This window comes from Sphingomonas sp. CFBP 13706, assembly GCF_014842355.1.
Lineage (GTDB): Bacteria > Pseudomonadota > Alphaproteobacteria > Sphingomonadales > Sphingomonadaceae > Sphingomonas > Sphingomonas aerolata.
In genome coordinates this window covers 250,288-270,668 of record NZ_JACYVM010000004.1, presented here as the reverse complement: position 1 = coordinate 270,668, position 20,381 = coordinate 250,288, and the positions used below count along the sequence as shown (strand labels likewise).

24 protein-coding genes are annotated in these 20,381 nt (G+C 68.7%); 15 read left to right on the top strand and 9 right to left on the bottom strand.

The genetic code is table 11. The features are described 5' to 3' along the window. Positions 1 to 26: 26 nt before the first annotated feature. Both IFS44_RS10140 and IFS44_RS10135 read right to left on the bottom strand, forming a co-directional pair. The gene (locus IFS44_RS10140) at positions 27 to 1,820 is read right to left on the bottom strand and encodes an autotransporter domain-containing protein (RefSeq protein WP_192098353.1); all 1,794 of its coding nucleotides are present in this window, start codon (positions 1,818 to 1,820) and stop codon (positions 27 to 29) included. Positions 1,821 to 1,915: 95 nt separating this feature from the next. Next, entirely contained in the window at positions 1,916 to 2,398 is a 483-nt protein-coding gene (locus IFS44_RS10135) for a hypothetical protein (RefSeq protein WP_192098352.1), read from the bottom strand. 359 nt (positions 2,399 to 2,757) lie between these two features. On the opposite strand from IFS44_RS10135, the gene IFS44_RS10130 reads away from it, so the two are divergent. The 7 genes from IFS44_RS10130 (at position 2,758) to IFS44_RS10100 (ending at position 8,317) form a co-directional block, all read left to right on the top strand. Beyond that, the gene (locus tag IFS44_RS10130) at positions 2,758 to 3,339 is read left to right on the top strand and encodes an SRPBCC family protein (protein ID WP_192098351.1); all 582 of its coding nucleotides are present in this window, start codon (positions 2,758 to 2,760) and stop codon (positions 3,337 to 3,339) included. Continuing rightward, positions 3,339 to 4,517 carry a zinc-dependent alcohol dehydrogenase gene (locus IFS44_RS10125; protein WP_037530290.1) on the top strand — a complete coding sequence of 393 codons (1,179 nt, stop codon included), beginning with the start codon at positions 3,339 to 3,341 and terminating at the stop codon, positions 4,515 to 4,517. Before IFS44_RS10130 ends, IFS44_RS10125 begins: the two co-directional genes overlap by 1 nt. 14 nt (positions 4,518 to 4,531) lie before the next feature. Beyond that, entirely contained in the window at positions 4,532 to 5,332 is an 801-nt protein-coding gene (locus IFS44_RS10120; protein ID WP_037530287.1) for an SDR family NAD(P)-dependent oxidoreductase, read from the top strand. Positions 5,333 to 5,451: 119 nt separating this feature from the next. Beyond that, positions 5,452 to 5,913, top strand: a complete 462-nt coding sequence (locus IFS44_RS10115; protein WP_244650136.1) for a MarR family winged helix-turn-helix transcriptional regulator — start codon at positions 5,452 to 5,454, stop codon at positions 5,911 to 5,913. Between the two features lie 110 nt (positions 5,914 to 6,023). Beyond that, a complete protein-coding gene (locus tag IFS44_RS10110) occupies positions 6,024 to 6,284 on the top strand; it encodes a DksA/TraR family C4-type zinc finger protein (protein ID WP_192098350.1) in 261 nt (86 codons plus the stop codon). A gap of 55 nt (positions 6,285 to 6,339) precedes the next feature. After that, on the top strand, positions 6,340 to 7,212 hold the full coding sequence (locus IFS44_RS10105) for an exonuclease domain-containing protein (RefSeq protein WP_192098349.1): 873 nt from the start codon (positions 6,340 to 6,342) through the stop codon (positions 7,210 to 7,212). Between the two features lie 97 nt (positions 7,213 to 7,309). Continuing rightward, positions 7,310 to 8,317, top strand: a complete 1,008-nt coding sequence (locus IFS44_RS10100) for a zinc-dependent alcohol dehydrogenase family protein (RefSeq protein WP_192098348.1) — start codon at positions 7,310 to 7,312, stop codon at positions 8,315 to 8,317. Between the two features lie 17 nt (positions 8,318 to 8,334). Here IFS44_RS10100 and IFS44_RS10095 read toward each other — a convergent pair whose 3' ends face one another. Next, positions 8,335 to 8,769 (bottom strand): DUF3291 domain-containing protein, encoded by a 435-nt coding sequence (locus tag IFS44_RS10095; protein WP_192098347.1) that lies wholly within the window; start codon positions 8,767 to 8,769, stop codon positions 8,335 to 8,337. 126 nt (positions 8,770 to 8,895) lie between these two features. Here IFS44_RS10095 and IFS44_RS10090 point away from each other — a divergent pair, with 126 nt between their 5' ends. The 3 genes from IFS44_RS10090 to IFS44_RS10080 are packed head-to-tail and all read left to right on the top strand — an operon-like array spanning position 8,896 to position 10,931. Continuing rightward, positions 8,896 to 9,768 (top strand): SDR family oxidoreductase, encoded by an 873-nt coding sequence (locus IFS44_RS10090; protein ID WP_197977815.1) that lies wholly within the window; start codon positions 8,896 to 8,898, stop codon positions 9,766 to 9,768. Beyond that, entirely contained in the window at positions 9,765 to 9,977 is a 213-nt protein-coding gene (locus tag IFS44_RS10085) for a hypothetical protein (RefSeq protein ID WP_192098346.1), read from the top strand. Before IFS44_RS10090 ends, IFS44_RS10085 begins: the two co-directional genes overlap by 4 nt. 39 nt (positions 9,978 to 10,016) lie before the next feature. After that, positions 10,017 to 10,931 (top strand): hypothetical protein, encoded by a 915-nt coding sequence (locus tag IFS44_RS10080; protein WP_192098345.1) that lies wholly within the window; start codon positions 10,017 to 10,019, stop codon positions 10,929 to 10,931. A 10-nt stretch (positions 10,932 to 10,941) separates the two neighbouring features. On the opposite strand, the gene IFS44_RS10075 is transcribed toward IFS44_RS10080, so the two are convergent. The 3 genes from IFS44_RS10075 to IFS44_RS10070 are packed head-to-tail and all read right to left on the bottom strand — an operon-like array spanning position 10,942 to position 12,286. After that, entirely contained in the window at positions 10,942 to 11,538 is a 597-nt protein-coding gene (locus IFS44_RS10075) for a universal stress protein (protein ID WP_244650134.1), read from the bottom strand. Next, positions 11,535 to 11,747, bottom strand: a complete 213-nt coding sequence (locus tag IFS44_RS22225) for a hypothetical protein (protein ID WP_244650132.1) — start codon at positions 11,745 to 11,747, stop codon at positions 11,535 to 11,537. Before IFS44_RS22225 ends, IFS44_RS10075 begins: the two co-directional genes overlap by 4 nt. 56 nt (positions 11,748 to 11,803) lie before the next feature. Then, positions 11,804 to 12,286, bottom strand: a complete 483-nt coding sequence (locus tag IFS44_RS10070; RefSeq protein ID WP_192098344.1) for a potassium channel family protein — start codon at positions 12,284 to 12,286, stop codon at positions 11,804 to 11,806. 132 nt (positions 12,287 to 12,418) lie between these two features. Between IFS44_RS10070 and IFS44_RS10065 the strand changes: the two genes are divergently transcribed. Then, a complete protein-coding gene (locus IFS44_RS10065) occupies positions 12,419 to 12,991 on the top strand; it encodes a cytochrome b (RefSeq protein WP_192098343.1) in 573 nt (190 codons plus the stop codon). Between the two features lie 16 nt (positions 12,992 to 13,007). Here IFS44_RS10065 and IFS44_RS10060 read toward each other — a convergent pair whose 3' ends face one another. The 3 genes from IFS44_RS10060 to IFS44_RS10050 are packed head-to-tail and all read right to left on the bottom strand — an operon-like array spanning position 13,008 to position 15,786. Then, positions 13,008 to 13,571 carry a RidA family protein gene (locus IFS44_RS10060; RefSeq protein ID WP_192098342.1) on the bottom strand — a complete coding sequence of 188 codons (564 nt, stop codon included), beginning with the start codon at positions 13,569 to 13,571 and terminating at the stop codon, positions 13,008 to 13,010. A gap of 35 nt (positions 13,572 to 13,606) precedes the next feature. Then, positions 13,607 to 14,179, bottom strand: coding sequence for a GNAT family N-acetyltransferase (locus tag IFS44_RS10055; protein ID WP_244650175.1), 573 nt, complete (start codon positions 14,177 to 14,179; stop codon positions 13,607 to 13,609). Between the two features lie 5 nt (positions 14,180 to 14,184). Beyond that, positions 14,185 to 15,786 carry a flavin monoamine oxidase family protein gene (locus tag IFS44_RS10050; protein ID WP_274604226.1) on the bottom strand — a complete coding sequence of 534 codons (1,602 nt, stop codon included), beginning with the start codon at positions 15,784 to 15,786 and terminating at the stop codon, positions 14,185 to 14,187. A gap of 381 nt (positions 15,787 to 16,167) precedes the next feature. Here IFS44_RS10050 and IFS44_RS10045 point away from each other — a divergent pair, with 381 nt between their 5' ends. The 4 genes from IFS44_RS10045 to pyrF all read left to right on the top strand — a co-directional run bounded on the left by IFS44_RS10045 (position 16,168) and on the right by pyrF (position 20,368). After that, the gene (locus IFS44_RS10045; protein ID WP_031441229.1) at positions 16,168 to 16,863 is read left to right on the top strand and encodes an endonuclease/exonuclease/phosphatase family protein; all 696 of its coding nucleotides are present in this window, start codon (positions 16,168 to 16,170) and stop codon (positions 16,861 to 16,863) included. 51 nt (positions 16,864 to 16,914) lie between these two features. Further along, positions 16,915 to 19,203: a patatin-like protein gene (locus IFS44_RS10040; protein WP_192098341.1), complete on the top strand. Its 2,289-nt coding sequence runs from the start codon at positions 16,915 to 16,917 to the stop codon at positions 19,201 to 19,203. 110 nt (positions 19,204 to 19,313) lie between these two features. After that, the gene (locus IFS44_RS10035) at positions 19,314 to 19,694 is read left to right on the top strand and encodes a LapA family protein (RefSeq protein ID WP_192098340.1); all 381 of its coding nucleotides are present in this window, start codon (positions 19,314 to 19,316) and stop codon (positions 19,692 to 19,694) included. Beyond that, the gene (gene pyrF, locus IFS44_RS10030; protein ID WP_031441226.1) at positions 19,694 to 20,368 is read left to right on the top strand and encodes an orotidine-5'-phosphate decarboxylase; all 675 of its coding nucleotides are present in this window, start codon (positions 19,694 to 19,696) and stop codon (positions 20,366 to 20,368) included. Before IFS44_RS10035 ends, pyrF begins: the two co-directional genes overlap by 1 nt. Positions 20,369 to 20,381 lie beyond the last annotated feature (13 nt).

Sequence of the window (20,381 nt, the reverse complement as noted above, 5' to 3'; positions counted from 1 at the left end):
TACGCCCCGGTCCGGCACGCCCGCGTTCAGAACGCCGCGGACAGCCCGGCGAACGCGGTCACGCTGTCGCGGTCGTCGCGCAGCGCATAGCCCGCGACGCCCGCGCGCAGCGACAGCGCGCCGGCAACCTGTCCGTCGACCCCCATCGCATAGCTCATATAATTGCGATCGGCGCGTTCGACGCTGCTGGTGAAGCGGATCGGCGCGCCGGTCGGGGTCATCGTCAGCGTGCGGGGATCGTCGTCGAACTCGCGCTCATAGCCCGCCCGTACGAACACGCGGACCGGCTCGCCCGGCAGCGACCGCACGACCGCGCCGAACCGGCCCGTCAGGCTCTCGATCTGCTGCCGACCGAACGCCGCCGCGGTCGACAGCCCGCCCGCCTCGGCATAGCCCGCCAGCCGTACCCGGTCATATTGCACCGCCAGATCGGGCCCGAAGGCGAGGCCGCCGGTGCTGACCAGGTCGAGCGCGCCCGTGATCCGGCCCGCGACGTAATTGCCGTCGGTCTCGCCGTCATGCGTGCGGATCGTCGGCCCGAGCTGCACGCTGCGCCGGATCTGGCGATAGTCGATCTCGCCATAGGTCCCGTCCGCCAGCAGCCGGACCGGCCCCAGTTCGCCGCGCGCATAGCCGCTCGCGGACCAGGCACGCGGCTTGTAGCGTCCCGCCCCGTTCTGGAAATCGCCCGTCCCGTCCGAATAGGCGCCTGCGATCCCGACGCCCGAGGCTTCGCCAATCGCGAGGTCCGCGCCGAGCGTCCCGCTGAAGCCCCGCTCGGTGATGCCGACGCGCTGCGCCGAATTGCCACTCGCGTAATAATGATAGGCCGCACCGCCGAACACCGACAGCGCGCGACCGTCGCGCTGCGATCCGCCGCGTTCGGGCCCCTCGAGCAGGTCGCGTTGCGCACGGAACATCGCCTGCGCCGCATAGCCGAGCCCGGCGATCTGCTCGGGCGCCTGGACGAGGCTGGCGATCGCCTGCCCCTGGATCCGCTGCGTGATGCCCGCGGGGTGGACGCTGTCGGCGAGGATATAGGTCTCGTTCGCATTGGGCGTGACCAAGGTCGCGCGCGTGCAGGCGAGCGACGAGGGCACGGTGCAGGCGACCCCGGTGATGTTGGTGTAGCCATAGGTCGCCGGGCTCGTCACCAGCTCGTTGAACAGCCGGTCGGTATCGAAATACAGCGCGTTGACGTTCGCCGCCGCCAGCGCCGCGGCGTAGGTCCGGTTGAACAAGGCGAGCCCCGCCGCGCCGCCGGTCTGCACCGCCATAGTCACGATCCGCTGCGCGCCCGCGCTTTGCAGCCGGCTGACCTGCGTGGCGAGCTGCGTCGCGGCGGTGGTCAGGATCTCCGGGTTCGCGCCGCCCCCGGCCAGGAACGCGAAATAGTCGTTGCCGCCGCCCTGGACATAGACGAGGTCGCGCGGCCCAAACGTGCCGCCCGCGCCGAGGAAGTTGGTGATCTGAGTCGTGATCGGAATCGACAGCGCGTTCGCCGCGGTCACGCGCGCGCCGCCGACCGCATAATTGGTCCCGCCCTGGCCATAGACCGGGGTCAGCGGCAGCCCGAGCCGCGCCGCGACCACTTCGGGGGCGACCGGATCGGGATTGGTCGTGAAGCTGCCCGCGTCGCGCGGCAGCCGCGGGTCGAGCGTCAGATAATAGCCCCCGTCGGCCAGGCTGTCGCCGAACACGACCATGCGGTTGACCGGTGCGGCGGCGGCGGTCGCGCCACTTGCGGTCTGGGCCTGCGCGGGGGATGCGATCGCCAGGGTCGTGCCCAGCATCGCCGCAACGGCGGACGTCGTTTTCATAGATCCTCTCCTGTGCGGCAAGGGGTCGTTGCCCCCTGCTCTGGCACTGTCGTGGATCTGTCACATTGTGACGTCAAGCCGTCTCGCGCGGGGTATCAGCCGTCGAGCTGTGCGCGGGTCGTCGCGCCGACGCGCATCCCGGTGACGCTGACCACGAGCGTCTCCATCTGCGCCTCGACGAACCCCGCGGCAAGAAACGCGCGGATCTCGGTCATCGGCAGCGCGAAGCCGCGCCGCCACGCATAGACCGCCATCCGCCGCAACGCCTCGAGCCGCGGATCGGCGAGCTGCGACCGGCTGCCCAGCCCGAACAGCCCGCCCATCGCGCGCGACACCGCGCCGGGGCTGGCAAGACTGCGCAGCGTGTCGCGCTTGGCGAGCGCGATGACGCTCCATTCGAGCGCGGAAAACCCCGCCGTCTCGTCGGCGGCGTCACCTGCGAGATCGACCACCAGATCGGCGGCCAGATCCGCGGCGAGGTTCGCGGCCGGATTTACTGGCGCGGCGGCTGCAGCCCGCGCGGCTTTGCGCGTGCCACAGGGTGCGGCGAAATGCGTGTCGAGGTCGAGATAGGCCATGAATATCCCCTTTCGGATCGGGCAGCACCGGACCTGCGTCGATGGAGGGTCCATCGGCACGGCATGGGGCAGCGCGGGTGCGGTCGTGGTGACAGTGTCGTTCCGACGTCGGAGCAACCTTCGATACCGAGCGGTATACAAACCGATCGACCCGAACGTCAACAGCCTTCTGTACCGGTCGGTAGTTTTTTATGCGTCGGGGTTCCCCGCCGCCCCGCCGAGAGAAATCTACTGAGCGACATCAATTTCCCGGGTGGCTGACGACGAGCCGTCGCTATGTTGCGACGAACCGCCCGGCGCCCACCGGCTCCCCGCCAGACTGACGCGTTGGGACAGCATCATTGGACAGGAGAACGGACATGTCGCAGTCCCCTACCGACCATACCGACGACGCGCCCCCGACGACCTGGAAGAAGGGCGACCCGATCGCCGCCGAGGGCCTGCCGACCACGACCGGGGACAGCATCGTCGGCCGCACGGTGACGATCAATCGCCCGGCGGCCGAGCTGTTCGCCTATTTCCGCGACTTCACCAACCTGCCGCGCTTCATGGAGAATGTCGTGTCGATCACCCCGATCGACCCCACGCGGTCGCATTGGGTGGTCAAGGCGCCGGCTGGCCGCACGGTCGAATGGGACGCGGTCGTGACCGACGAGACGCCCGACCGGGTGATCGCCTGGACCTCCGAACCGGGCGCCGATGTCGCGAACAGCGGCCGGGTCGAGTTCCGCGACGCCGGCGCGCGCGGCACCGTCGTCACCGCGACGATCGTCTATGATCCGCCCGCCGGCATCGTCGGCAAGATCGTCGCCAAGATGTTCCAGCGCGAACCCGCGATCCAGGCGCGCCGCGACCTGCGCCGGTTCAAGCAACTGATGGAGACGGGCGAGATCGCGACCGGCTCCTTCACCCGCAAACAGCATGACGAGGAGTTCGCCTGATGCGTGCATTGGCATGGCATGGCCGCCACGACGTTCGCGTCGACACGGTCGACGACCCCGAGATCCTCAACCCGCGCGACTGCATCATCAAGGTGACGTCGACCGCGATCTGCGGCTCCGACCTGCATCTCTATGACGGCTATATCCCGACGATGCAGGCGGGCGACATTCTCGGCCACGAATTCATGGGCGAGGTCGTCGAGACCGGCCCCAAGTCGACGCTGAAGAAGGGGCAGCGCGTCGTCGTGCCGTTCACGATCGCGTGCGGCAGCTGCTATCACTGCGGCAAGCACCAATATTCCGCCTGCGACAACGGCCTGCCCGCGGACAATCAGGACATCGCGCAGGAGCTGTACGGCCAGCCGATGAGCGGTCTGTTCGGCTATAGCCACATGACCGGCGGCTATGCGGGCGGCCAGGCGGAATATGTCCGCGTGCCGTTCAGCGATGTCGGCCCGATCGTCATCCCCGACGGGATCGAGGACGACAAGGTGCTGTTTCTCTCCGACATCCTGCCGACCGGCTGGCAGGCGGCGGAGAATGCGCAGATCGAGCCCGGCGATACCGTCGCGGTCTGGGGCTGCGGCCCGGTCGGGCTGTTCGCGGTCCAGTCGGCGTTCCTGATGGGCGCCGAGCGCGTCATCGCGATCGACCATTTCCCTAAGCGCCTCGCGCTCGCCAAGCGCTTCGGCGCGGAGACGATCAACTTCGAGGAAAGCGCGGTCTATGAGGCGCTGATGGCGATGACCGGCGGGATCGGTCCCGATGCGGTGATCGACAGCGTCGGGCTGGAGGCGCACGGCTTCTTCGTCGACAACGTCATCGACCAGATCAAGAAGTCGACCTTCCTCGGCACCGATCGCGCACACGCGATCCGCCAGGCCATCATCGCCTGCCGCAAGGGCGGCCGCGTCTCGATGCCCGCTGTCTATGGCGGGCTCGTCGACAAGTTCCCGCTCGGCGCGTTCATGGAGAAGGGGCTGACGCTCAAGACCGGCCAGACGCACGTCCAGCATTACATGCCCGCGCTGCTCAACGCGATCCTTGAGGAGAAGATCGACACGACCTTCCTCATCTCGCACCGCATGGATCTCGAGGAGGCGCCGCAGGGCTACAAGATGTTCCACGACGATCAGAACGAAGTGACCAAGGTCGTGCTCAAGCCCGGCTTCAACTGAGAGGATATCGACCCATGGCTACAGCATCACCGCACGGCAAATTCGCCGTCATCACCGGCGCCTCGACGGGCATCGGCTTCGAACTCGCGACGATCGCGGCGCAGGACGGCTATGACATCCTCGTCGTTGCGGACGAGGCGCTGATCGAGGCGGCGGCGGCCGACTTCCGCCAGTTCGGGACCACGGTAACGGCGCTCGAGGCCGACCTGTCGACCACCGACGGCGTCGACGCGCTGCTCGCCGCGACCAACGGGCGCCAGATCGACATATTGTGCGCCAATGCCGGCCGCGGTCTGGGACACGGTTTCCTCGACCAGAGCGTCGCCGACTGGCGCGCGGTGATCGACACCAACATCATGGGCACGCTGTATCTGGTACAGAAAGTGCTGCCCGCGATGGTCGCGCGCAACGACGGCAAGCTGCTCGTGACCGGCTCGGTCGCGGGCTATATCCCCGGCGCGTTCCAGGCGGTCTATAACGGGTCGAAGGCGTTCATCGACAGCTTCACCGAAGCGCTCCGCAACGAGATCAAGGATGCGGACGGCGTCACGCTGACCACGCTGATGCCGGGGCCGGTCGACACCGAATTCTTCGACCGCGCCGACATGAACGACACCGATGTCGGCACCGATCCCAACAAGCGCTCGCCGGCCGATGTCGCGCGCGATGGCTGGGACGCGCTGATGGCGGGCAAGGGCTCGGTCTTCTCGGGCTGGATGACCAAGCTGCAGGGCGTGATCGCCAATGTCGTACCCGGCTCGGTCCTCGCCGAGCAACATCGCAAGATGGCCGAACCCGGCAGCGCGAAGGACTGATCGCCACCAGACAGAACGCGGCGGGCTTCGGTCTGCCGCGTCGTTTGCCACGATAAAGATCGGCATGGTAGGTCGGGGCCACAGTCAGGAGCCATCTTACCGTGCCCGATCAGCCGCCGTTGTCCGATACAGTCCCCCCGCCCCTCCCGCTCGACGAGCAGCTCTGTTTCTCGCTCTACGCCGCGACGATCGCGATCAACCGCGCGTACAAGCCGATGCTCGACCAGCTCGGCATCACCTATCCGCAGTTCCTCGTGCTCCAGACGCTGCACGAGGCGGAGGATGGCCGGACGATCGGCGCGATCGCCGAACGGCTCGCGCTCGAGCCCAGCACGATCACGCCGCTGGCCAAACGGCTCGAGGCGGCGGGGCTGGTCACGCGGCTGCGCAATCCGGCGGACGAACGGCAGATGCATGTCCGGCTCACCCCGGCGGGCCGGACCTGTTGGGCGGGTACGGGGTGCCTCGCGCCGATGATCGTCGATCGCAGCGGGATGACTCCCGACCGGCTGCGCGCACTCAACGCCGAGGTCACCGCGCTGCGCCGCGCGCTCGGCGATCCGGATAGCGCAGGACGCTAGCTGGCGCCGCCGCCGGAGCCGCCGCCGGAGCCGCCGACGTGCAATGCCGACGATGCTTTCCCATATAGGTCAGGCACCTGACATGATCGGGGCACGAACGGAGACGAAGCATGGCAGGCGGCTGGACGCGCGATGGCGCGGTGCAGGATCAGATCGACGATACTGTGACGGATGCGGTGATGGCGGCGCGCGCGCGGATGCCGGTCGGCGAGAGCGAGGAACAGTGCATCGCCTGTGGTGACGACATTCCGGAAGGCCGGCGCCAGGCCGTGCCGGGCGTACGGACGTGCATCGCCTGCCAGAGCGGTCGCGATCGGCCCGCGGCCTCGCTGTTCAACCGCCGTGGCAGCAAGGACAGCCAGCTTCGCTGATGCGCATGGTGATGGGGGATCGCGTGCCGCTCAGGTCGGCGCTAGGGGTGACGCCATGCTGACGACGACCGCGCTGCAACCGCTGGCCCACGACCTAGACGAGACCGTGCCCGATTTCGTCGTGATCGACGTCGAGACAGCCTGTGCGCGCGTCAGCAGCATCTGTCAGGTCGGGATCGTCGGCTTCCGGAACGGTGCCGAGGTATTCGCCTATGAGACGCTGGTCGATCCGCGCGACGAGTTTCACGCGTTCAACACGCGGATCCACGGCATCGCCGCGCATCATGTCGTCGGCCAGCCGAGCTTTGCCGACGTCCATGCGACGGTCACCGCGCATCTGTCGGGGCGGACCACGATCGCGCATTCCTATTTCGACAAGGGGGCGCTCGCCGCCGCGTGCCGCGTGCACGATCGCCCGGCGATCGAGACGACCTGGCTCGACAGCGTGCGCGTCGCCAAGCGCGCCTGGCCCGATCTGGCGAACCACAAGCTCGGGCAGCTCGCGCGCTATCTCGGGATCGAGCATCGCCACCATGACGCGCTGAGCGATGCGCGCGCGGCGGGCTGGGTGATCGTCAAGGCGATCGACCATACCGGCCTGACGCTCGCCGACTGGCTCGCCCCGCCGCGCGTCGCCGGCCCCGCCCCCGCCGCGGCGCTCGACGGGCCGTTGCGCGGCGAACGGATCGCGCTGCTCGGCCAGCCGCGCGACGGGCCGCTCGCACACCGGGTCGCCGCGCTCGGCGCGCGGGTGATGACCTCGGTCGGCGCGACCACGACGATCCTGCTCGTCGCCGGCCCTGACCCGCAGGCGCGTGCGCTGCGCACGCATCCCGCCCGGTTGAAGGCGGAGGCCTATCGTCGCGACGGTAGCGCGATCCGCATCCTGGGCGAGGCCGATCTGGACGCGCTGCTTCACCGGGTCTGACGTCGGGACGTGCCGGGGATCGGGTAAAGCTTCCGACATAGCATGCGGCTGTTTGCCCGGCTCGGCCGTTGGGGGCGCGAACATCAGGAGTTTGACGATGAAGGCCATGACGCTGCGAACGCCCGCGGGGCTCGACACGCTGCAGAGCGAAGACCGTGCGGATCCGGGCGTGCCGGGCGCGGGGATGATCCGTGTCGCGCTGCACGGCAGTTCGCTCAACTACCATGATTTGGGCGTCGTCACCGGCCGGATGCCGACCGAGGACGGCCGCATCCCGCTGTCCGACGGCGCAGGCGTGGTCGAGAGCATCGGCGACGGCGTGACCGAATTCGCGGTCGGCGATCAGGTCGTCTCGTGCTTCTTCCCCGACTGGCAGACCGGCACGCCGACGATCGGCGATTTCTCGCGGACGCCCGGCGACGGCATCGACGGCTTTGCTCAGCACCATGTCGTCCTCCCTGCGACCGCGTTCACGCACACGCCCAAGGGCTATGACGCGGTCGAGGCGGCGACGATCACCACCGCCGGGCTGACCGCATGGCGTGCGCTCGTCGTCGACGGCAAGTTGAAGGCGGGCGACACCGTGCTGCTGCTCGGCACCGGCGGCGTCTCGATCTGGGCGTTGCAGATCGCCAAGGCGATGGGCGCGCGGGTCGCGATCACCTCGTCATCGGATGAGAAGCTCGACCGTGCGCGCGCGCTCGGTGCCGACTTCACGCTCAACTACCGCAACGAGGCCGATTGGGGACGCAAGGTCGTCGACTGGACCGGCGGGCGCGGCGTCGACCATGTCGTCGAGGTCGGCGGCCCGGGCACGCTGGCGCAGTCGATCACAGCGGTCCGTGTCGGCGGGCACATCTCGCTGATCGGCGTGCTGACGGGTAACAGCGGCGAGGTCCCGACCGCCGCGCTGATGGGCAAGCAGGCGCGGCTCCAGGGCCTGATCGTCGGCAGCCGTCAGGAACAGCAGGACTTCGTCCGCGCGATCGACGCGACCGGGATCAAGCCGGTGGTCGACCGCCGCTTCCCGCTCGACCAGCTTGCCGAGGCGTTCGCGCTTCAGCAGAGCGGCGCGCATTTCGGCAAGATCGGCATCGAATGGTAAGCGCAGCGACCGGGTGATCACCCCCGGCGCGGCGGGATCGGTGCCGCGCCGGTCAGCCGCGGCGGGCGGTAGTCGAGCGCGGCGTGGTCCGCGCTCGGATACCGGACCTTGGACGGCCGCCCCTCCCCGCGCATCCGCCGATCCGCCTCGTCCCAGCCGGGCAGGTTCGCGGTCTTGGTGGTCCAGTGGGTGATGCTGGCCTCGTCACACCAGTGCATCAGCTTCGGCATCGCCTTCAGATGCGAACCGTCAGTAATATAGCGCCGCATATCCGCGGCATCGCGCCAGACCGTCATCGTCCAGAAGGTCAGCGCACGGTCGCGCAGGATGGCCCCGGTGAGATACCCGTCGGCACGCCGCACCTGCGCGGTGGTCCTCAGCGCATCGAGCGCGAACAGCGGCACGAACCGCAGCGCACGTAAGCGAAGCCGGGTGACGCTGACAAAGGCCATGCGCGACACCTACGCTTGCCCGCAACGCCCCGCAACTGCGCGATCGGCCTCCCGCGGCGGAGCGATGCGCGTGCTGGTTCGTTCGACCCGCATATCCCCCCTAAACTCCACGCAGGACACGAGATTATGAGCGATCCCCGCAGCAGCGCCCCCACGTCCTTTCCGAACGAACCGCAGCAGCCGAGCCCCGGTCTCGAGACCGCGATGCGCAACAAGCCCGATCATGGCGAGGACAGCTATGTCGGCAAGGGGCTGCTGAAAGACCGCGTCGCGCTGATCACCGGCGGCGATTCGGGGATCGGTCGCGCGGTCGCGATCGCCTATGCGCGCGAAGGCGCCGACGTCGCGATCTCCTATCTCGCCGAGGAACAGGCCGATGCGGACGAGACCAAGGCCTGGGTCGAGAAGGCCGGACGCCGCTGCATCCTGCTGCCCGGCGACATTCGCGACCGCGATCACTGCGCGGCTTTGGTCGAGCGCACCGTCGCGGATCTCGGCAAGCTCGACATCCTCGTCAACAACGCCGCCGCGCAGACGACCAACGAAGGGCTCGACGGGATCGACGACGACGAGATGCAGGATGCGTTTTCCGCCAATGTCTTCGCGATGATCCGCCTCGCCAAGGCCGCGGTGCCGCACATGAAGCCGGGCGCCGCGATCGTGAATTCGACCAGCGTGCAGGCGAAGATCGCGACCGAGAACATGATCGTCTATTCGACCACCAAGGGCGCGATCGCGAGCCTGACGATCGGGCTGTCCAACCTGCTCGCCCCCAAGGGCATCCGCGTGAACTGCGTCGCGCCCGGCCCCGTCTGGACGCCGATCCAGCCGATCGCCAAGGGCGGCGACGAGCTCGAGACGCTCGGCCAGAACACGCCGCTCGGCCGCGCGGGCCAGCCGGGCGAGCTCGCCCCGGCCTATGTCCTGCTCGCCTCCGACGAAGGCAGCTACATGTCGGGCGCGCTGCTGCCGGTGACGGGCGGCATGCCGATGCTGTGAGCGTCCGCCCCGCGCTGCACTTTGTCGGGTTTCGCGGCGACGAATACAGCGCCGCGCTGCGCATCTTCGGCCCGCCGGATTTCATCCATATCGGATGGGACCGGTGGGCCCGGCAGGAGGTGATGCCGGGCGACATCGCCGTCTTCGCGCGCGGCACCGCCGACGACGAACCCTCATTATACAGCGTCCCCGATCTTCGCGAGCGCTGACGCTGCTCCCTTCGATTTCTCCAGAACAAAGATCCTTTCATGTCAGACCCCAGCGTCACGACCGACTATTCCGCGCGCGATTCGCGGATCGCGATCAACACCTTCACGACGGTGCTGCGCCGTCCGCAGGTCCCGCATGAGGTCTTCGCGACCTATTGGCGCGACGTTCACGGACCGCTCTGCTCGCGCATTCCCGGGCTCGGCTGGTACGTCCAGATGCATCTCGATCGCGCGCAGGACGCGCATCTCTGGCCGGCGATCGACGGGATCGCGCCGTTCGACGACTATGTGCTCGATGGCGGGGTCGAGATCGGCTTTGCCAGCGCCGCGGAGCAGGAGATTTTCAACGCCGCCTGCCCGATCCTGTTCGCCGACGAACAGAACATGTTCGCCGCGACCGTCGCCTATGCACTGCCGCAGGGGTCACGGACGCTGGTCGACCGGATCGCCAACCCGGTGCCCAATGGCGGGGAGAGCATTGATCGGCTCCACGTTCATTTCGGGATCGGCGACACCGATGCCGCCGGGTTTGCGGACTTCATGACGCAGTTCGCGCAGACGCTCGCCGCCGACCCCGCGGTGCTGAAGCTGCGGCTGCATCTGCCCGAGCGCTACGACAATGCGGACCCCGCGCCGCCCGCGCCCGACGTCGCGCACACCGTGCCCCCCGAGCGTCAACAGGTCGCGATCCTCGAATTCGCCTTCGAGACGCCGATGACCCGCCGTCGATTCTTCGCCTCGGACCGCTTCACCGCCACGATCGACGGGCAGAAGGCGCATATCGGCCATGTCGCGGCGTTCGCGGTCAGCGGCGTCTACACCTATGTCCGTGACGGCGAACTGACCGTCGCGGGCCTGCGCGGCAGCCGCCCTGCGCAGCTGATCGAGCGGCTGGGCGCCGCCAACCAGGTGCAGGACGACGTCCGCAAGCTGCTGCTGACCGGGGCGCTCTGACCCCGCTCCTTTAGTGCGCCAGGAAGACGGGGATCGGGCTGCTGGTCAGCATGGTCCGCGTCACCCCGCCGAACAGCGCCTCGGTAAAGCGCAGATGCCCGAACCCGCCCATCACGACATAGCCGTATTGCCCGCTCGCGGCGGCGGCGAGCAGCTGTTTGGGCGCGCCGCCGGGCTGGACCTCGATCCGGCGGATGACGGGGTGGATGTCGTAGCGCGACAGATAGGTGGCGGCGTCCTCGATCGGCGACGCCATCGCCCCGTCGTCGACCGAGAACAGCGTGACCTGGTCCGCGAGCCTGAGCATCGGCACCGCCGCGCGCAGCGCCGCCGCGGCGCAGGGCGACCCGTCCCACGCGACCAGTGCAGTCGCAAGGTCGATCCCACGGGACTCGCCCGGCACCGCGAGCACCGGCTTGCCCGACTTGACGATCAGCTCGCTTGCGGTGCGGCGCATGTCGATCACCGACGGGTTTTCGAGCCGACGGTTGAGGACGATGACATCGGCGAGCGCGGCGGCGCGGACGATGCACGCCGCCGCCTCCCCGGTCGCGTCGACCCAGTTCCACGCGACATCCTCGCGCGCGAACCGTGCCTCGAGCGTCACCTTGTTGGCGACTCGCGCGTCGTTTCATCGGCCAGCACCGCCGCCATCGCATAGCCGGCCTCGCTATAGTCGTTGCCCAGGATCGGCGGGATATAGGTCACGTCGAGACAGGTGATATGCCCCGTCAGCGCGCGCCCGAGATCGAGCGCGGCCTGGAGCCGGGCCTCCTGGCCCTCGTCGTCATGCGCCAGCACCAGAATGTTTTTCATCGGACGCCTTTCGGGTTGGATACAGCGCTATTGCTAGGCTGCCCGGCGGGCGCGCGTTATTGCGGTTTATACGGATCCGCCGCGGGGCGCGGGGTCGCGGGCCGCTCGGTGAACTCGCGCTCGACGATCGTGATGCGCGCGACCATCGCGACGAAGAAAGCGGTCGACCAGCCGAGCAGAATCACGCCATTGGCGCCCTCGATCGCGCCGACGATCCGCCACGATTCCCCGAGCAGCACGTCGCCATACCCGATCGTCGTATAGGTCGAGGTCGAGAAATACAGCGCGGTGCCGAAATCGGCGAGCGCGCCCGTCGCGCTGTACAGCAGCGCATAGGCCCAGATCTCGATCCCGTGGACCACGAACAGCGCGGTCGCGGCGCCGACGATGCCGATCACGTCATGCCAGCGCCGCCGCACCCCGGTCCTGCGCCCCTGCCGCCGGATCACCAGCAACAGCCCTGCAAGCCCGGCAAGATGGACCAGGATGGTGGCCAGCACCATGCCCGTCGCCACCGCGAGCTGGACGAAGAGGTTCATCAGCCGAGCCTAGGGCGGCCGCCTGCGCGTTCCCATGCGGGTATCTACCTAGACCGGCCCCGGTGCAGGCGGGATGAACACTGTACGCCGATGGCGGCGCGGCGTAGAACCGGGCGACCGGGGAGACAGCAGATGACGGCACGACGCGATGGCGCACGGCGCTACAATTTGGGCGCGATCGCGTTCCACTGGATCATCGCAGCGCTGGTCTTCATCCAGCTCTATGTCGGCTGGACCTTTGCCGACATGCCGCGCGGCGACCTGCGCAGCGGCTGGTTCGACTGGCACAAGACGCTCGGCTTCACGATCCTGCTGCTCAGCATCGCCCGGCTGATCTGGCGGATCGCCAATCCGCCGCCGCCCTTCCCCGCTGCGCTCCAGACCTGGGAACGCGTGCTCGCCCGCGCCAACCACGCGCTGTTCTACATCATCCTGATCGGCCTGCCCGCGACCGGGTGGATGTATCTGTCGACGGGCAAGCCCGCGCTGACCAGCAGCACCACCTCGCTGATCGGCGGCTTGAGCTGGCCGTTCATCCCCGGTCTGCCGCGCGCTGCGCATGAGGGGTTCGAGGAGGCGCACGGCCTGCTCGTCTGGCTGACCTGTGCGCTGCTCGTCCTGCATGTCGGCGCCGCGCTGAAGCATCAGTTTGTCGACCGTATCGGCAACCGGATGCTGCCGTCGGGCGCGCGGGGCGACAGCTGACCGCCGCCCCGCCGCCTCAGCGACGCGGCATCCGCGCCGCAGTCGCCTCGATCTCGACGAGGTAATTGGGGCCTGCGAGCGCCGCGACCTGCACCGTCGACCGCGCGACCGTATTGGGGTTGTCCGCGCTCCCGAAGAACTGCTTGAAGCCGTCGTTCATGCCGGCAAAGTCCATCTTGCCGTCGCCGCGCTTCGGGTCGGCGGTAACGAACACCGTCAGCTTGTAGACGTCGGCCATCGTATAACCATGCTCGGCCAGGATCGCCTTGATCTTCGTGAAGACGCTGACCGTCTGAGTCCTGGTGTCACCGAACGAGTCGACCCCGGTAACCGGTTTCGACGGATCGATCGGCGCGGCGAGCTGCCCCGACAGAACCAGCGTCTCCGCGCCCGCGGGGATCGTCACGCTCTGCAGGATCAGCGACGGCCCCGGCCCCGGATTGGCGTGGCGGACGATCTGCGCGGAGGCCGGCGTCGCGAGCATGGGCGTCGCAAGCATCGCCGCCGCGGCGATGCTCACCCCCAGACCGGCACGGGTCAGTCTGCGCGAGACGCGGTTCACGATCGGTCGCACTGGCATGGTCGTCTCTCCCAAAATTTCGGTGGTCCCGCGCGTCAGGACGCGTCGGGCGTGTGAAGCGCCTTGGTCATCGGTACGAACGGAACCGCGATCCCGTCCGCGTCGACGGTGATCCCGGGCTCCGCGACGAAGCCGTGGCTCTCGTAGAAGGGAACCCCAGACAGCGTCGCCATCAGCGCAAGCTTGTCGAAGCCCGCCTTCCGCGCGGCCGCCTCGCTCGCCGCCATGATCGCCGATCCCACGCCGCGCCGCGCAAAGCCGGGGGCGGTGAACATCGCACGGATCCGCGCCGCATCCTGCCCCGGTACCAGCAGCGCGGCGGACCGGTCGGCATAGCGATCGCCGCCGAACAAAGTGGCGAAGCGGCTCCACCCCCCGCACCCCGCCAGCGCGCCGTCGATCTCCGCGACCAGATAGCTGCCGTCGTCGACCAGATCGGTATCGACCCCGAAGATCGTCCGGATCGCACTCGCCAGCGCGTCGGGGGCGTAGAAGCCCTGCCCCAACGTCGCCGCCGACGTCGCGATCAGCTGCTCCAGCGCGGGGATGTCCTCGCGCCGTGCCGCCCGGATCGTCACCCCGCCCGTCGTCGTCCCGCTCATTACCATGCCGATCACGCCGCCACCCGGTCCGGCCGCGCGCCCAGATCGGCGCGCTGCAACCCCGCAATCGCGGCGATCGCGTGGTGCGCGGACTGGACCGCGCCCTCCTGCCATCCCGGCGTCTGGCTCAGCGCGGCGCTGGCAAAGACGGTGCGGCCCGCGGGCTGGCACAACAGACGATAGCCTTCGGTATCGATATCACCCTCCTGATGTCCCGCCATCCCGACGAACCAGTTCGGCCATGGCCCCAGGCTGTACGGGATCTTGTTCCAGTTGACCGCGACGCCGTTGACCAGGTCCTTGCCATGCCCCGGGTGGAGCCGCTCGACCGCCGCGCGCGCACGCTCGACCTGGTCGGCGATCGGCAGCTTCGCAAAGCCCTCCGCCCGCTCGCCCGAGGTATAGCAGGCCAGCAGCATCCCGCGCGGACTGAACAGCCCCGCGCTCGGATACCAGATCAGCGACGTGTCACCGCCAACGAACGAGATGCCGCCATAGATCTGGTCCTGTTCCCAGAAGCGCGGCGAATCGAACGCGACCTTGTTTGAATGGTCGTACACCACGCCCGCAATCGCCTGCGCGACGGGCTTGGCGAAGTCGCAGTCGACCTTGGCGAGCACCGGAAAGGGAATCGTGCAGACCGAGAAATCGGCGCGCGCGATCCGGCCCGCGCCCGTCTTGGTATCGCGCCAGGCGATCTCGACGCCATCGGGGCGGTTGCGAATCCGCGTCACGTCCGCGCCGCGCACCACCTTGCGGGTCAGCGCGCGCTCGAACCCCGCGGGGATCCGGTCCATCCCGCCGACCGGCTGGAACATCGTCGCCTGCATATAGACATTGTCCTCGAACAGCATCGCCGGCAGCTGTTCGTTGGCGAGCAGCCGGTCGAGCGGCATCGGCGCGGGCGGTCGTGCGAAGACGCCGACGCCCGCATCGGGAAACGCCTGGAACCCCGATCGCAACGTCCCTGCGAAATGCCCCGTCGCGTCGAGATCGCCGTACGTCTTGAGGAACGGCAGCAGCGCCTGCTTGTCCGCCGCGCTCAGGCTCTGGTCGAGCGCGCCCTGGTTCACCGCCTTCATCAGCAGTTCGGCGACATGCCCGCGCGTGTCGTTGATCGCGGTGCGCATCCGCACCTTGTCGCCCTTCTGCCCCATCAGGAAGGCGCTGCGGCTCGAATTGATCTCGACCTCGAGCGGAACGCCGAGCTTGCCGCAATAGCCGAGGATGCGGTGGTGGAAGCTCGGCAGCCGCGCCGGCCCGGCGTTGAAATAGGCGCCGTCGGAGAAGCGCGCGACCTGGTCCGCCTCGCCGTCCATCACGATCCGGTCGCCGTCGCGCACCGTCCAGTTGCGCCCGCCGACCCGGTCGCGCGCCTCGAGCACGGTGACGTCGAACCCCGCCTGCTGCAGTTCATAGGCGGCGACCAGCCCGGCGATCCCCGCCCCCAGCACGATCACCGACCGCCCCTTGCCAAAGCCCGCGGGCAGATCGGGCATCGGCGCCGCCGCCGCGACATTGCCCGCGATACCAAGCGCCTCCATCGCCCCGAAGGTCGCGGCCGCACCGCCCGCCATGCCGATATGCTGTAGGATCGATCGCCGCGTGATCATCTGTGAGTCCGCCCCGTTTGCGCGGCCTCGACCGCGCGTCCCCTGGAAAGTCGCTCACCTTCGCGTCGTCCGTCCTGTTGGCTCGGATCCGCGGCACACTCCCCCGGCGACCGGCGCGTTGCCCGCACCAGCTCGTTATCGTTCGTCCCTGCGTTTTGTTATGACCCCATGACACCCCAATTGAATCGATCGCGCAAGCAGTTTTTGTCCTGTTTCGCGCGCATCCCGGTGCTATTGTTACGCGCAAGGAGATTGCGGCATTCCAATCCATCGCTCCGCCGCCGCGCGGTGCCGGTCCGTCCATCATGCACGGCGCAGGCCGGGGCAATCGGCAGAACCCGCGGCAACCCGCACCCGCCATCCCGCGTTAAGCCCGCGCACATGATCAAGGTCGCCAGCTATAATATCCACAAGGGCATCGGTCTCGACCGCCGCCGGAACCCCGAACGCGTGGTCGAGGTGCTGCGCGAGATCGACGCCGACGTCATCGCGCTGCAGGAGGCGGATCGGCGGTTCGGCACACGCGCCTGCGTGCTGCCCTATCACCTGCTCGAGGAGCATAGCGACTGGAAGCCGATCCCCGTCAGCCTCAGCGCGCTCAGCATGGGGTGGCACGGCAATGTCGTGCTGGTGCGCAAATCCGCGGTGATCGTCGACAGCGAGGCGATCCACCTCCCCTCGCTCGAGCCGCGCGGCGCGGTGATGGCGGACGTGCGGACCACGGGCGGGATGATCCGCGTCGTCGGCATGCATCTCGACCTGTCGGGGCTGTGGCGACGGCGTCAGGCGGCCGCGGTGCTCGCGCATGTCGACGCCTGCGCGACCCGCCACCCTACCGTGCTGATGGGCGACCTCAACGAATGGAGCGCAGGCTCGGGCTGCCTGCGCGACTTCGGCCGCGACTTCGCGTTCGCCGATACCGGCGCGAGCTTCCATTCGCGCCGCGCGATCGCCCGGCTCGACCGGATCATGGCGTCGCGCGACCTGCGCATCGCCAGCTGCGGCGTGCACAGCAGCGCCGCGGCGCGCAAGGCATCGGATCACCTGCCGATCTGGGCAACGCTGGAACCCGCATGACGCGGACCGTTCCCGTCAGCTATCATCATTGCCCGGTCGGGGGCTGAGCAGGTGCGCGAGAAGGAACTCCGCCTCGCACTGGTCTGCTATGGCGGGATCAGCTTGGCCGTCTACATGCACGGCATCACCAAGGAGATCTGGCATCTCGTCCGCGCCAGCCACGGCCATCATGCCGGTGGCGACCGCGGGACCGGCAGTCAGGCGGTGTACCGCGACCTGCTCGACGAGATCGAGGCGCAGGGTGCGCTCAAGGTCCGCGTGCTCGCCGACATCATTGCCGGTGCCAGCGCGGGCGGGATCAACGGCATCTTCCTCGCCCAGGCGATCGCGACCGGGCAGAGCCTCGATCCGCTCACCGATCTCTGGCTGAGCTCGGCCGATGTCGAGGCGCTGATCGATCCCCATGCCGCGCCGCATTCGCGCTTCTCGAAGGCCTGGGCCCTGCCGCTCGCCTGGATGGCGGCGGGGCGCAGCGCGGACAAGGTCCAGACGCTCGACGACACGACGCGCGAGGAGGTGAAGGCCAAGCTGTCGCATTTCGTCCGCTCGCGCTGGTTCGAGCCTCCGTTCGGCGGCGCGACCTTTACCGGGCTGCTGCTCGACGCGTTCGACGCGATGGCCGCCAGCAAGCGCGGGCCGCGGCTGTTGCCGCCGGGCCAGCCGCTCGACCTGTTCGTGACGGTGACCGATTTCACCGGCCATCCCGAACGGCTGAAGTTGAATTCACCCCCCGAGGTGGTCGAGACCGAGCACCGCGTCGTCGTCGACTTTTCCGATCATGGCGAGCCGACCGACAGCCTTGCGGACATCCCCGAACTCGCCTTTGCCGCACGCGCGACGTCGAGCTTTCCGGGTGCGTTCCCGCCGTTCATGGTCGCCGAGCTCGATGGCGTGCTCGCCGATCGCAAGACGTCCTGGGCGTCGCGCGATGCTTTCCTGAAGCGCATCCTGCCCCGCCAATCGGCGACCAACGGCGCGGATCAGGTCGTGCTGATCGACGGGTCGGTGCTCGCCAACGCGCCGTTCCGCCCCGCGATCGACGCGCTGAAGGAACGCCCCGCGCGCCGCCAGATCGACCGCCGCTTCGTCTATATCGATCCGTCGCCGGGGATGAAGTTCCGCCTTCCGCCACAGAATGGCACGCCGGGCTTCTTCCAGACGATCATCGGGGCGATCAGCGAATTGCCGCGCCAGCAGCCGATCCGCGACAATCTCGACGCGATCGCCGCGCGCTCGGCGCAGATCGACCGGATGCGCGCGATCATCGATGCGATCCGCCCCGATGTCGAGGCGGAGGTCGAGCAGCTGTTCGGGCACACGCTGTTCCTCAACAGCCCGACCGCGGCGCGGCTCGCCAACTGGCGTGCGCGTGCGCAAAAGGCGGCGGCAAGCAGCGCGGGCTATGGCTATGCCGCCTATGGCCATCTGAAGGTCGCGGGCGTGGTCGAGACGCTGACCTCGCTGCTGTTCCACGCTGGCGGCGAACCCGGGCCGCAGCGCTGGAACCGGATCCGCGCGGCGATCGCGACCGCGGTGACGGCGAGCGGCGCCGAGGAGATCGGCGCGGCGCATGGCGGCGGCGCGAGCCCCGCGACGATCGCGTTCCTGCGACGCTTCGATCTCGGCTTCCGGATCCGCCGGCTGCGCCTGATGGCACGCCGCCTGACGGTGCTCGAAGCCGAGGTCGAGGAGGTCGCGCTCGCGCCGATCCGCGACGCGATCTATGCGTCGCTGTCGGACTATCTCGAATGCCAGCGCACCGATGCGCATGCCGCGCTGCGCCGCGAGGTCCGCACGCTGCGCGACGACGCGACGCCGCTGCTCGACGCGCTGGCCGCCTCGCTCGACCTCAACCGCCGCGACGCCGAGACCGATGTACGGCTCGCGGAGGCGTTCGTCGCGCTCGACCGGCCGGTGCGCCGCTCGATGCTGCTCGCCTATCTCGGCTTCCCCTATTTTGACACCGCGACGCTGCCGCTGCTGCAGGGTGAGGGGCTCGACGAATTCGATCCCATCAAGGTCGACCGGATCGCCCCCGACGACGCGGTCGCGATTCGCTCGGGCGGGGCGGAGGCGACGCTGAAAGGGATCCAGTTCAACAGCTTCGGCGCGTTCTTCAGCCGCGCCTACCGCGAGAACGACTATCTCTGGGGCCGGCTGCACGGTGCCGAACGGATGATCGACATCACCGTCTCGACGCTGCCCCCGTCGGTGCGGATGAAGCCCGGCCGCGTCGCCGCGATCAAGCGCGCCGCGTTTCTCGCCATTCTCGACGAGGAGGAGGAACGGCTGACCGCTGTGCCCGGCCTGTTCGCGGATCTGCGCCGCGAGATCGGCTGAAACGCACCGCCCGTAACCGCCGGCCCGGTCCGGAACAGGGTTAAGTTGGCGCAAGGCTGGCCAAAAGCGGACGGCGGCTTTACCCCCGGGCGGATGCAAGGGGATAAGTCATGCAGTTCCTGAAGATCCTGTTCTGGTGCCTGCTGGCGTTCATCGCCGCAGTCTTCACCATCGCCAACTGGGCGACCGTGCCGATCCGGCTCTGGGGCGGCCTGATCGCCGACGTGAATCTGCCGATGCTGTTGCTGGTCACGTTCCTGATCGGGTTCCTGCCGACCTTGCTCTACAATCTCGCGATGCGCTGGCGCCTGCGTCAGCGGCTCGCGACTGCGGAGCGGACGATCCTCGACCTCCGCGCCGCGCATCCCGTGCCGCCGGTGGGCTACCCTACCCCTTCCTATCCGACTCCGTCCTACCCTGAGGAACCGGCCATCGCGTCCGCCATCCCGCCCGCCGCCGCGCCGACCGCGGTCCCGCCGGGAGTCGCATGATGAGCAGCCCGATCTATGTCGCGATCGACACCCCCGATCTGGCCCGCGCCAAGGCGATCGCCGGGCGCGTCCGCCACCATGTCGGCGGGATCAAGCTCGGCCTCGAATTCTTCTGCGCGCACGGCCAGCCCGGCGTGCATGCGATGGCCGAGTTCGAGCTGCCGATCTTCCTCGACCTCAAGCTCCACGACATTCCCAATACCGTCGCCAAGGCGGTGCAGGCGCTCGGCGGGCTCGCCCCCGCGATCCTGACCGTCCATGCCAGCGGCGGTCGCGCGATGCTCGAGGATGCGAAGGCCGCCGCGCCGGTCGGGACCAAGGTGATCGCGGTGACGATGCTTACCAGCCTCGATGCATCCGATCTCACCGCCACCGGGATCACCGGCAGCGCGCATGACCATGTTGCACGGCTGACCGAACTCGCGCGCGACTCCGGGGTGGACGGCATCGTCTGCTCGGGCGCCGAAGTCGCTGCGGCCAAAGCGATCTGGCCCAAGGGGTTCTTCGTCGTGCCCGGTGTCCGCCTGCCCGACGGCCATGTCGGCGATCAGAAGCGCGTCGTCACCCCGCGCGCGGCCCTCGACGCCGGCGCCTCGATCCTCGTGGTCGGTCGCCCGATTACCCAGGCCGAAGACCCCGACACCGCCGCCCGCGCGATCGCCGCGACGCTCTGACCCCCACCGTCCA

What these genes read in the sequence shown, in the direction of transcription:
- IFS44_RS10105 (WP_192098349.1), top strand. Translation starts at nt 6,340, where the DNA reads ATGCTGACGACGACCGCGCTGCAACCGCTGGCCCACGACCTAGACGAG.
- IFS44_RS10135 (WP_192098352.1), bottom strand. Translation starts at nt 2,398, where the DNA reads ATGGCCTATCTCGACCTCGACACGCATTTCGCCGCACCCTGTGGCACG.
- IFS44_RS10080 (WP_192098345.1), top strand. Translation starts at nt 10,017, where the DNA reads ATGTCAGACCCCAGCGTCACGACCGACTATTCCGCGCGCGATTCGCGG.
- IFS44_RS10125 (WP_037530290.1), top strand. Translation starts at nt 3,339, where the DNA reads ATGCGTGCATTGGCATGGCATGGCCGCCACGACGTTCGCGTCGACACG.
- IFS44_RS10050 (WP_274604226.1), bottom strand. Translation starts at nt 15,786, where the DNA reads ATGATCACGCGGCGATCGATCCTACAGCATATCGGCATGGCGGGCGGT.
- IFS44_RS10120 (WP_037530287.1), top strand. Translation starts at nt 4,532, where the DNA reads ATGGCTACAGCATCACCGCACGGCAAATTCGCCGTCATCACCGGCGCC.
- pyrF (WP_031441226.1), top strand. Translation starts at nt 19,694, where the DNA reads ATGAGCAGCCCGATCTATGTCGCGATCGACACCCCCGATCTGGCCCGC.
- IFS44_RS10140 (WP_192098353.1), bottom strand. Translation starts at nt 1,820, where the DNA reads ATGAAAACGACGTCCGCCGTTGCGGCGATGCTGGGCACGACCCTGGCG.
- IFS44_RS10090 (WP_197977815.1), top strand. Translation starts at nt 8,896, where the DNA reads ATGAGCGATCCCCGCAGCAGCGCCCCCACGTCCTTTCCGAACGAACCG.
- IFS44_RS10045 (WP_031441229.1), top strand. Translation starts at nt 16,168, where the DNA reads ATGATCAAGGTCGCCAGCTATAATATCCACAAGGGCATCGGTCTCGAC.
- IFS44_RS10130 (WP_192098351.1), top strand. Translation starts at nt 2,758, where the DNA reads ATGTCGCAGTCCCCTACCGACCATACCGACGACGCGCCCCCGACGACC.
- IFS44_RS10110 (WP_192098350.1), top strand. Translation starts at nt 6,024, where the DNA reads ATGGCAGGCGGCTGGACGCGCGATGGCGCGGTGCAGGATCAGATCGAC.
- IFS44_RS22225 (WP_244650132.1), bottom strand. Translation starts at nt 11,747, where the DNA reads ATGAAAAACATTCTGGTGCTGGCGCATGACGACGAGGGCCAGGAGGCC.
- IFS44_RS10055 (WP_244650175.1), bottom strand. Translation starts at nt 14,179, where the DNA reads ATGGTAATGAGCGGGACGACGACGGGCGGGGTGACGATCCGGGCGGCA.
- IFS44_RS10100 (WP_192098348.1), top strand. Translation starts at nt 7,310, where the DNA reads ATGAAGGCCATGACGCTGCGAACGCCCGCGGGGCTCGACACGCTGCAG.
- IFS44_RS10065 (WP_192098343.1), top strand. Translation starts at nt 12,419, where the DNA reads ATGACGGCACGACGCGATGGCGCACGGCGCTACAATTTGGGCGCGATC.
- IFS44_RS10095 (WP_192098347.1), bottom strand. Translation starts at nt 8,769, where the DNA reads ATGGCCTTTGTCAGCGTCACCCGGCTTCGCTTACGTGCGCTGCGGTTC.
- IFS44_RS10070 (WP_192098344.1), bottom strand. Translation starts at nt 12,286, where the DNA reads ATGAACCTCTTCGTCCAGCTCGCGGTGGCGACGGGCATGGTGCTGGCC.
- IFS44_RS10060 (WP_192098342.1), bottom strand. Translation starts at nt 13,571, where the DNA reads ATGCCAGTGCGACCGATCGTGAACCGCGTCTCGCGCAGACTGACCCGT.
- IFS44_RS10035 (WP_192098340.1), top strand. Translation starts at nt 19,314, where the DNA reads ATGCAGTTCCTGAAGATCCTGTTCTGGTGCCTGCTGGCGTTCATCGCC.